7 protein-coding genes are annotated in these 10,030 nt (G+C 74.5%); 3 read left to right on the top strand and 4 right to left on the bottom strand.

The features are described 5' to 3' along the window. Positions 1-187: 187 nt before the first annotated feature. Entirely contained in the window at positions 188-1,054 is an 867-nt protein-coding gene (locus tag ACIRFL_RS35430) for an endo alpha-1,4 polygalactosaminidase (protein ID WP_404037072.1), read from the bottom strand. Between the two features lie 242 nt (positions 1,055-1,296). Here ACIRFL_RS35430 and ACIRFL_RS35425 point away from each other — a divergent pair, with 242 nt between their 5' ends. Both ACIRFL_RS35425 and ACIRFL_RS35420 read left to right on the top strand, forming a co-directional pair. Beyond that, complete coding sequence (locus tag ACIRFL_RS35425) at positions 1,297-2,265, top strand: aldo/keto reductase (protein ID WP_404037069.1); 969 nt, start codon at positions 1,297-1,299, stop codon at positions 2,263-2,265. A 312-nt stretch (positions 2,266-2,577) separates the two neighbouring features. Then, positions 2,578-4,566: an RICIN domain-containing protein gene (locus ACIRFL_RS35420; RefSeq protein WP_404037066.1), complete on the top strand. Its 1,989-nt coding sequence runs from the start codon at positions 2,578-2,580 to the stop codon at positions 4,564-4,566. Positions 4,567-4,629: 63 nt separating this feature from the next. On the opposite strand, the gene ACIRFL_RS35415 is transcribed toward ACIRFL_RS35420, so the two are convergent. Both ACIRFL_RS35415 and ACIRFL_RS35410 read right to left on the bottom strand, forming a co-directional pair. After that, positions 4,630-5,340: a DUF4232 domain-containing protein gene (locus ACIRFL_RS35415; RefSeq protein WP_404037064.1), complete on the bottom strand. Its 711-nt coding sequence runs from the start codon at positions 5,338-5,340 to the stop codon at positions 4,630-4,632. 234 nt (positions 5,341-5,574) lie between these two features. Beyond that, entirely contained in the window at positions 5,575-6,960 is a 1,386-nt protein-coding gene (locus tag ACIRFL_RS35410; RefSeq protein WP_404037061.1) for a serine/threonine-protein kinase, read from the bottom strand. A gap of 46 nt (positions 6,961-7,006) precedes the next feature. Between ACIRFL_RS35410 and ACIRFL_RS35405 the strand changes: the two genes are divergently transcribed. Then, positions 7,007-7,552 carry an RNA polymerase sigma factor gene (locus ACIRFL_RS35405; protein WP_404037058.1) on the top strand — a complete coding sequence of 182 codons (546 nt, stop codon included), beginning with the start codon at positions 7,007-7,009 and terminating at the stop codon, positions 7,550-7,552. A gap of 37 nt (positions 7,553-7,589) precedes the next feature. Here the strand turns inward: ACIRFL_RS35405 and ACIRFL_RS35400 are convergent, their stop codons facing one another. Beyond that, the gene (locus ACIRFL_RS35400) at positions 7,590-9,971 is read right to left on the bottom strand and encodes a SpoIIE family protein phosphatase (RefSeq protein ID WP_404037055.1); all 2,382 of its coding nucleotides are present in this window, start codon (positions 9,969-9,971) and stop codon (positions 7,590-7,592) included. Positions 9,972-10,030 lie beyond the last annotated feature (59 nt).

Here is a 10,030-nt window from a genome sequence, read left to right as displayed (position 1 = left end):
CGAGCCGAGCACCGCGATGCGCCACCACCAACCACGGCAGTCCTCACGATCTCCAGACCGAACACCACCTAAGTCACCGGCATTGGTCCTAGACCCTGTCGTCAAACCCCCGCCCGCCCTCCGGGCGAACGACGGGAGTGTGACGACAGGACCCAGCCGCGGGGCCGTGCGCCGGGCAGGGCCAGGGTCAGCGGACCTTGCGCACGTAACCGTCGCTGCCCGGCGTCGACACCGCCAGGTCCCGGCGGACGATGCTGAGGCGGTCGCCGAAGCCCGCGAGGGCCTTGCGCAGTCCGTCGTCCGTGTACTCGACGATGAGGACGCGGTCGTCGAAGGCGTCGGCGTACGCGCCGCACTCGTCCCACTCGGCGCACTCCTCCACGACCGCGAAGTCGAGGCCCGCCCGTCGTCGCTGGTCGGCCAGCTCCAGGGTGTTCTTCTGCGCGATGGCCAGGTTCCGGGCGTGCGCGCGCCGGGACAGCAGGGTGATGAACGCGGTTGCGTCCTCGGCGGTCAGCAGCTTCCCGGACCGGGTGTAGCTGTCGTAGTTGTCCGGCTCCACCGCGTCGAACCCCCGGTCCGCGCAGCCGTCGATCCAGCGGCCCACCCGCTCGGCCACCCGTTCCCGCTTGGCCGCGGTGCCGATGTCGAGCAGCGGCTCGTCCCAGTCCTCGTCCACGACGACCTTGCCGTGGGCGTCCCGCAGCAGCAGGTCGGCGGGCCATGCGTCGGCCTCGTCCGGCTGGGCCTGGAAGGCGTTCACGTAGCAGATGTTGTACAGGCCGGGCGCGGGCGGGTCCGTGCGGTCACGGCTGACGACGCGGACGCCGGCCGGGGGCGGATAGGCGCCGCCGAGCTGGTAGTCGAAGCCGGCGTGCCGCGGCGGAAGCCGTACCCCGGACGACGCACGGCCGGAATCGGGCCGGGCCTTGTCGGAGTCTGCCGAGGATCCGCAGCCGGCCAGCAGCAGGGTCGCCGTGACGACCGTGGCCACGAGCCGCGCGCCGACGGTCGTTGCGCAACCTGCGACGCGGAGTGCACCCTTCGCGGGCATGACCGCTCCATCCATCGCGGGTACGGCCCCGCCTCGGACCCGCGGGGCGGTCCTGGCGACTTCGGCCGGGCTGAGAACGAGAACGTGTCCGTCACCGGCTGGGCGCACCTCTGCGTGCCCGCGCGGGGCGCCGGACACGTGATCACGATGAAAGCCCGCGCGCCCCGCCGCCGTCAAATCGGGGGGCCGGCGACCACGTACGCTCCGAGGAGGTAACCGTCCCGAAGGCAGGAGCAGCAACGATGCAGTACGTGAAGCTCGGTTCGACGGGCCTGGACGTGTCGCGGATCTGTCTGGGCTGCATGACCTACGGGGAGCCGGACCGCGGCGCCCACGAGTGGACCCTCGGCGAGGAGGCCGCCCGCCCGCTGATCCGCCAGGCGCTGGAGTCGGGCATCAACTTCTTCGACACCGCGAACGTCTACTCCGACGGCACCAGCGAGGAGATCGTCGGCAGGGCGCTGCGCGACTTCGCCAGGCGCGACGAGATCGTGCTGGCCACCAAGGTGCACGGCCGGATGCGGCCCGGACCCAACGGGGGCGGGCTGTCCCGCAAGGCGATCATGTCGGAGATCGACCACAGCCTCACCCGCCTCGGCACCGACTACGTCGACCTTTACCAGATCCACCGCTACGACCACGACACGCCCGTCGAGGAGACCATGGAGGCGCTGCACGACCTGGTCAAGGCGGGCAAGGTGCGCTACATCGGGGCCAGTTCGATGTACGCGTGGGAGTTCTCCAAGGCCCAGTACACGGCGGACCGGCACGGCTGGACCCGGTTCGTGTCCATGCAGAACCACTACAACCTGATCTACCGCGAGGAGGAACGGGAGATGCTGCCGCTCTGCGCGGACCAGGGCGTGGGTGTGCTGCCCTGGAGCCCGCTCGCCCGCGGCCGGCTCACCCGCGACTGGGGCGCCGTCACCGAGCGCAGCGCCAACGACGCCTTCGGCAGCCGGCTCTACCTGGACAGCGACCGCTCGATCGTCGAGGCCGTCGGCCGGATCGCCGCCGAGCGGGAGGTGCCGCGGGCCCGGATCGCCCTGGCCTGGCTGCTGCACCGGGCCACGGTGACCGCGCCGATCGTGGGCGCGGCCAAGCCGCAGCACCTTCAGGACGCCGTCGCCGCCGTGGAACTGGAGCTGACCGACAAGGAGATCGAGGAACTGGAGCAGCCCTACGCCCCGCACGCCATCAGCGGCCACTGACGGTCGGTGGGGTCCGTGCGGCGTGAGGCCGCCGCCGCACGGACCGGCTGCCGAGGGCACCGCGGCCGGACCGCATACCGGGACGTAATTCGGCCGTCGCCCGGCGGCAACCGGCAAAATGCCGCGCCCTGACTTTGCGTCAATTCCCCCTGCCCCGCCGGGCAATGCCAAAAACCTCGAATCCCTTGTTCTGTCATGAGGCCCTGTGCCAAGGTGTGCCGTGCGGCGCTGCGGACCATTGATTTTCCTTCAAAAAGGCCGCGCACGGCCGACGTTCGAGATGCCGCGTCCCCTGGTACGGACTTATTCCGCATGGCGTCTGGGAGGAATGCAGCCGTGAAAGACGCAGGCCCGCCGAATTCCCCGGTTTCCGCTCGGCCGTTCGATATCACGGACGAGCAGTTGAGCGCTGAACTGCGGAAGTGGACGGGGACGATGCCCGCACCGCATCCCGTGGGCGAACTCCTCGACCGGCACTGGGAAGCGGTGTTCGGCTACGCCCGGCTGTGCACCGACGGGCCGCGCGCGGCCGGCATGCTCACCACGGCCGCCTTCACCCGGCTCTTCGGCGAATCGCTCAGACAAGTGGGGCCGCGCACCTCCGCGTGGCGCCCCCAACTGCTGGTCACCGTGCGGCGCATCGCGGCCGAGTGGGACGGCGACGGACGCCAGGAACTGCTCCATGCCGCGCTGCGCTCCGCCGCCGGGGAACGGGCCGCGGCCCGGCTGCTGCCGCCCCGGGACCGGCGCCTGCTGTCCCGGGCGTTCCAGCGGCTGCCGCAGACCGCCCGCGCCCTGCTGTGGCACACCGAGGTCGAGGCGGAACCGCTCGCGGTGCCGGTCGCCCTCCTCGGCCTCGACGAGCGGGTCGCCGGCGTGGAACTGCGGCGGGCCCGGGAGCGACTGCGTGAGGAGTGCCTACAGGTCCACCGCGAACTCGCCCCGCAGGAGGAGTGCCTGCGCTACGTCCGGATGCTCGACGTCACCTACCGGCGCACCGGCGTCGACGTCGACCCGGACCTCGGACAGCACCTGGGCGGCTGCGGACACTGCCGGGACACCGCCGACCAGCTGAACCAGTTCAACGGGCTGCTCGGTATCGCGCTGGCCGAGGCCGTGCTCGGCTGGGGCGCCCGGGAATACGTCGCCTCCCGGGTCGGACCGGCAGAAGAGCCCGCCGGGGACCGGCCCGCACCGCCCCCGCAGGCCGGGCCGCCCGGAGGCGAGCCCTTCGGCCCGCCGGCGGACGCACCGGCCGCGTCATCCGCGGCGGCCGGAACCGAGGCGGCAGCCGCCGGTCGTGGGCCGGCGCGGCGCCGCGCCGCACCCCGCCGCCCCTTCGGCGGCGGTGCCTCCGGCCGTCCGGTGCCGTCCGCTCCGCGTGCCCGCGCCGCACGTTCGGCCGAGCGTGCGGCCCGCCGGGTCCGCCGGCGCAATCTCGCCCTGGCCGCGACGACCGTGAGCACGCTGGTCGTGCTGCCGTTCGTGCTGTGGTCAGTCCTGGGCCCCGGCCACGACGCCGCCCCCGGCCCCGGTACGGAGCCCGGCCGGACACCCGGCTCGGGCACCGCGTCGTCCGACCCGTCCTGGATCGGGGCGAGCGCGACCGCCCAGGGCACCCTGCGCGGCAGGCTGCACCACGTCGCCTCCGGACGCTGTGTCGGCATCGTCGGCAAGAAGGCCGTCGACGGCGCGGAGGCCGAACTGGCCCCGTGTTCCTCGGCCGCGTCCCAGCAGTGGGCGTACGAGAGCGACGGACTGCTGCGCAACGCCGCCGCCCCCGACCTGTGCCTCGACTCCCACCTCGGCTACTCGGTCCGGTTGGCGCCGTGCGCGGGCGCCGCGCAGCCCCGCACCAGGAACGTCCGCTACGACTTCACCCTCCAGGGCGCCCTCGTGCCCCGCTGGAACCAGGACCTGGCCCTCGTCCCCGCCGCCACCGACGGGTCGGGCGCCCTCGTCGTGAAGACCCGCTCGGCCGGCGACGCCCAGCGCTGGGTGATCGACACCTCGCGGCCCGAACTGCGGATGCAGGTGGTCAACTGGGGCACCGACGGCGGGCCGTCGCCCACGGCCACCGCCGGACCCCCGCCCGAGGCCGAGCCGGCCCCGTCCGCGTCCCCGGCGGCATCGCCGACGAGGCCGCCGGATCCGCGGCCCACCCCGTCCGGCACCGGCTCCACCGGCCCCTGCACCACCGGCGCAGACCGCCACCGCTACCCGTACCCCGGCACCTGCTCCTGGGACGGGTGGTACGGCGGAGGCGGATACGGCTCGGGCGGCGGTCACACGGGACGCTGACCGGCCATCACGAGGAGCCCGCCCCGGCGCCCCCAAGAGCAGGTGCCACGTGCCCGGGGACGGTCAGGCGCCGGTTCCGGGGGCGAGAACCGTCAGCGAGACGGCGGAGGCGTTGCCGGACACCGGCACCGCGCCGGCCGTCCACGCCACCTTCAGCTGGTCCCGCTCGTCCGGCGGGGTGACCAGCAGCGCGGCGGGCGTCGCCGTGCGGGCGCCGCTGATCTCCGGGTTGGAGAAGGTCAGCCCGGCCCAGGCGCTCTGACCCGGCTTCAGCGTCACCGTCGCGGGCGTGCCGGAGGTGCGCTTGGGGTCGGGTCCGAGCTGGCCGCCGGAGGCGTTCACGAAGGCGGCGCCCGGGTAGCCGTGCACGGTGCAGGTGCGGGCGGAGGTGTTGGTGAGCACGATCGGGAAGTTCTCCTGGCCCGCGCCCGGGTTGTTGCGGCCCACGGACGCGCTCAGCTCAGAGGTGTGACAGCGGGAGCCGCCGCCGGACGCGGGCGCCGCCGGGCTGTTCGCGCCCTCGTGCGAGGCGGGCGGCGAGGAGGGCTCACCGGCCGGGGTCCCGCTGTCCGCCGTCGGCGTGCGCGCCGGCGTGCCGCCCGCTGTGGCGTCCCCGGTCGTCGGGCCGCCGGTCGCGGGCGCCGCCGTGCCCGAAACCTGCTGCGGGCCGCTCCGGGTTCCGGTGCCGTCGCCGCACCCGGTCAGCAGGCCCAGCACGGCCACGGAGGCCACGAGGAGGACCGCCCGGTGCGAGGTCTGGGACGTGTACGCCATGTCTGTCCACACTCCTGGATCTTCGGGGCGCGCGCCGGACGCGTGCCCGCGGCGCCCCGTGCGCCGTCATCACACTGCGATGCACGGCCCGCGGAAAAGGTTCGCGGTCCGCGGGGATTCCTACCCGGCCCGCCGGTTCCCCCGCCGCCCTCACGGGTGACCAGGACCGGGCCGGGTATGCCGGGCCGTCCGCTCAGGCGACCCATACCGGGCCGAGTATGCGGCGCCGTCCGCTCAGGTGACCCGCAGTGAGCGGAGTATGCCGTCCGTAGCGTCGGGACTTCCGTGCTCGCGGACCTGCACGTACACCTGCCCCCCGGCCCCGCCGTCCGCCGCGAGCCCCGTCTCCGTGATCGAGCCGCCACCGGCGCAGCCGTCCCAGGTCCGGGTGCGGCCCCGCCAGCGTGCGTCGGTGAAGGCCCGGCTGCCCGCGTAGTGGCAGCCCGGGTGTGCGAGGGCGCTTACCTCGGGCGTCACCCCGCCGTGCTCGCTCAGGCCGATGAACACGCCGTTCACCGGCGCCGTCAGGTCCTGCCACCGGTCCAGGTCGTCGGCGACGGCCAGCCCCGGCTGCTGCCCGGACCGCAGGCCGAGCGCCCGTGGATTCCAGCCGGAGTCACGCAGCCGGCGGGCCCAGCCGGACGGCACCTCGGCCACGATCCGGCCGGTGGCGTCCGTGACCCGCACCGCGTCCGGCGCGGACTGCCGGGTCACCAGCGTGACGGCGACGGCCGCGACAGCGGCGGCCAGGGCCGCCGCGCCGGCCAGTGCGTGCATGCCGAACCGCTTCCTGACCCGGGCGGACCGGCCGCGCGGTGGCGGCGCCGGCGTCCGCGCGGCCAGCCGGTCCAGCTCCTCCGCGAACGCCCGCGCGCTCGGCCAGCGCCGCTCCCGGTCCGGCTCCAGCGCGCGCATCAGGGCCCGCCCCGCCTCCGCGTCGAGGTCCGCACGCAGCCGCTCGGGCCGCACCACTCTGCCCGGAGCCGCCGGGACGGTGCCGGTGACCAGTTCGTAGCCGACCGCGCCGAGGCTGTAGACGTCGGCGCGCGCGTCGATGCCCGTGCCCGGCTCCGCCTGCTCGGGCGGCCGGTACCCGGCCGAGCCGGCGGCCAGGGTGAGCCCGGACGCCTCGGCCAGGCTCTTGGCCAGCCCCAGATCGGCGAGCAGCACCCGGCTGCTGCCGTCCGGCGCGGTGCGCAGCAGCACATTGCTCGGCTTGATGTCGCGGTGCACGATCCCCGCCTCGTGCAGCGCCGCCGCGGCGCGCGCCGCCTGCGCCGTCAGCCGCAGCGCCCGCGCCACCGGCACTTGGCCCGCGGCCGGCAGTTCGGCGAGGGTGCCCCCGTCGGCGTACTCCATCACGAAGTAGGGCCTGCCGTCGGGCAGTTCACCGATGTCGTAGACCTGTACGACCCGGTCGGAGCCGGCCCGGCGCAGCAGCCGGGCCTCGGACAGGAACCGGTCGTGGATGTCGAGGCGGTGCGACCAGTTCTCGGCGAGGACCTTCACCGCGACGGGCGCCTCCAGCTGGTCGTCGTGGGCGAGCCACACCGTGCCGAAGGCGCCGCTGCCCAGGCGCCGTTCGAGACGGTAGCGGCCGATCCGCTCGCTGGATTGCATGGGACTATCATGCCTGCCCTGAGATCGACTTCGAGGGGGCCCTTACGTGCACGACCCGGCGCTGACCGAAGACCTCGCCCGGCGCGCCGCAGCCGGCGACCCGGCGGCCCTTGAGCGGCTGCTGAGCGAGGTCCGGCCCGAGGTCGTGCGGCGCTGCGGACGCTTCCTGCCGTGCCGGGAGGACGCGGAGGAGGCCGCCCAGGACGTGCTCCTTCAGGTCGCCCGGAAGATATCCACCTTCGAGGGCCGCAGCCGCTTCAGCACCTGGCTGTACACGGTCGTCGCCAACTGCTCCCGGCAGAAGTACCGCGAACTCAAGCGCCGCGCCGCCGAACAGCCGGCCACCATCGAGCCCGCCGCGCAGGTCGACCCGCGCACCACCAGCGTGATCGCCGGCTCCCGGGTGGACCTGCTGGAGGCGCTGGAACGGCTGGAACGCGAGCACCCCGACCTGGTCGCTCCGCTGGTCTACCGCGACATCTGCCAGCTGGACTACGCCGAGATCGCCGACCGCGTCGGCATCCCCCTCGGCACCCTCAAGTCCCGCCTCCACAAGGCCCGCAGACACATCCGCCCCTGGCTCACCGCCTGAGCCGTGGATGACGTCCTGGGCTGTGTCCGACCGGGTGTCACTCCGGCTCGGCCAGGCTCAGTTCCGCCCAGATCGTCTTGCCCTCCATCGTGTGCCGGCTGCCCCAGCGCTGGGTGAGCTGCGCGACCAGGAGGAGTCCCCGGCCGCCCTCGTCCCAGGTCTTGGCGCGCCGGAGGTGCGGTGCCGTGTGACTCGCGTCGGACACCTCGCAGATCAGCGTCCCCGCGCCGTGGATGAGCCGCAGCCGGATGGGGTGCGCGCCGTACCGGATGGCGTTGGTGACCAGCTCGCTCACCACCAGTTCCGCGGTGAACGAGACCCCGTTCAGCGCCCAGGCGTCCAGCTGGTCGACGGCGTCCTTGCGGATCGGCGCCACCAGGGCCGGGTCGGCGGGGACGTCCCACGAGGCCACCTGGGAGGCGGGCAGCCCCCGGGTGCGCGCCACCAGCAGGGCCACGTCGTCCGGGATGCCGCCCGGCGGGAGCACCCGGCCCAGGATCCGGTCGCAGGTCTCGTCCAGTGAGTCCCCGCGGCCGGTCAGGGCCTCCAGCAGCAGCCGCTGGCCGGCGCCCGCCTCCCGTTCCCGGTTGTCGATCAGGCCGTTCGTGTACAGGGCGAGCACCGTGCCCTCGGACAGCTGCACGTCAGCCGATTCGAAGGGCAGCCCGCCCAGGCCGAGCGGCGGCCCGGCCGGCAGGTCCAGCTGCCGGGGGGTGCCGCCGGGCGGCACCAGGACGGGCGGCGGATGACCGGCGCGGGCCACGGTGCAGCGGCGCGAGACCGGGTCGTACACCGCGTACAGGCAGGTCGCGCCGACCGCGCCGACGTCGCCGTCCGAATCGCCGGACTCCTCGGACAGCCGGACCACCAGGTCGTCGAGGTGGGTGAGCAGTTCGTCGGGTGCCAGGTCGATGTCGGCGAGGGTGCGCACGGCGGTGCGCAGCCGCCCCATGGTGGCCGACGCCTGGATGCCGTGGCCGACGACGTCGCCGACGACCATGGCGACCCGCATCCCGGACAGCGGGATCACGTCGAACCAGTCGCCGCCCACCCCGGCGCGGGCCGCGGGCAGATAACGGGAGGCGGCCTGCACCGCGGAGGTGTGCGGCAGGGTCCGGGGCAGCAGGCTGCGCTGCAGGGCGATCGCGGTGTCGCGCTCGCGGGAGTAGCGGCGGGCGTTGTCGATGCAGACCGCGGCCCGCGCGGTGACCTCCTCGGCCAGCAGGACGTCGTCCGCGGTGAACGGATCGTGCCGCCGGTGCCGGCTGAGGACCGCGACGCCGAGGGTCAGGCCGCGGGCCCGGATCGGCACGGACATCACGGAGTGCACGCCGTGTTCCAGGGCCCGCCTGGCGCGCGCCGACTCCGTGGCCAGCCACCGGGTCAGCCGCTCGGAGGGCACCGAACCGACGACCGTACGGCCCGAGGTGAGCGATCCGGCCTGCGGGGAGGACTGCGGGTAGACGGCGACCCGGCCGGCCGGGGTGACCACCTCGGGGCCGCCGGGCAGCACCGAGCGGTGCGCGACCCGGCGCAGCGTGACCGGCGCGGTGATCCGCCGCGGTGGCTCGCTGCCGTGTCCGCGCGGATCCAGCAGGTCGATGCTGACGAAGTCGGCGAGCGCGGGCACGCACACGTCCGCGAGTTCCTGCGCCGTGCGGGTGACGTCCAGGGTGGTGCCGATGCGCATGCTCGCCTCGTTGACGAGTTGCAGCCGCTCCCGGGCCTGCAAGATCTCGGTGAAGTCGTGGGCGGCCAGGCACACGCCCCGCACCCGCCCGTCGCCGTCGGTGACCGGGGCCATCCGGGCCAGCCAGGCGTGTGCCTGCTTCTCGCCGCCGGTGCGGGTGTGCGTGTGCACGTCCTGGGCCCGGCCGGTGGTGAGCACGTCCAGGAGGGCGGCTTCGAGCTCGTCGCTCTGCGGTTTGCCGCCGATCTCCGACAGCCGCAGGCCCCGGGCGCGCTCCTGGGACAGGCCCAGTACCCCGGCCATGGCGTCGTTCATGTGGCGCAGCCGCAGCCGGTCGTCGTAGACCGCGACGGCGCACGGCGACTGGGTCAGCGCGGCGGTGGCCAGCAGGTCGTCGGTCGGGTCGGGCGCGCCGCCGGTGAGCGGGGTGACGACGAGCCAGTCGCCGGGCCGGCCGTCGCGCGGCGGCCGGCGGTGGGCGAGCAGCCACACCGGTACGGCGCGGCCGTCCCGGTGGCGCAATTCCACCGTCCCGTCCCAGCGGGGGCCGGCGGGTGCGGTCGGGGTGCCGTCACCGGCCAGCAGCCGGGCCGCGGGGCGGCCCACGACCTCGGCCGCCGGGTGGCCGAGCAGCCGGCGGGCGCCCTCGTTCCACTCGACCAGGGTGCCGTCGTCGCCGATGACGGCCCGGGCCGTCGCCGTGTCGTCGAACGGATAGACCGGGCTCATCGTCGCCACTCCCAGCGCACACTCACAGTGAGCAGGTGCGTCACTTGTGTTCCAGGGTA

Origin of the sequence: Streptomyces sp. NPDC102462, from assembly GCF_044765425.1 — a bacterium.
Lineage (GTDB): Bacteria > Actinomycetota > Actinomycetes > Streptomycetales > Streptomycetaceae > Streptomyces.
The sequence above is the reverse complement of the archived record's forward strand: the minus strand, read 5'-3'. Positions and strand labels throughout refer to the sequence as shown.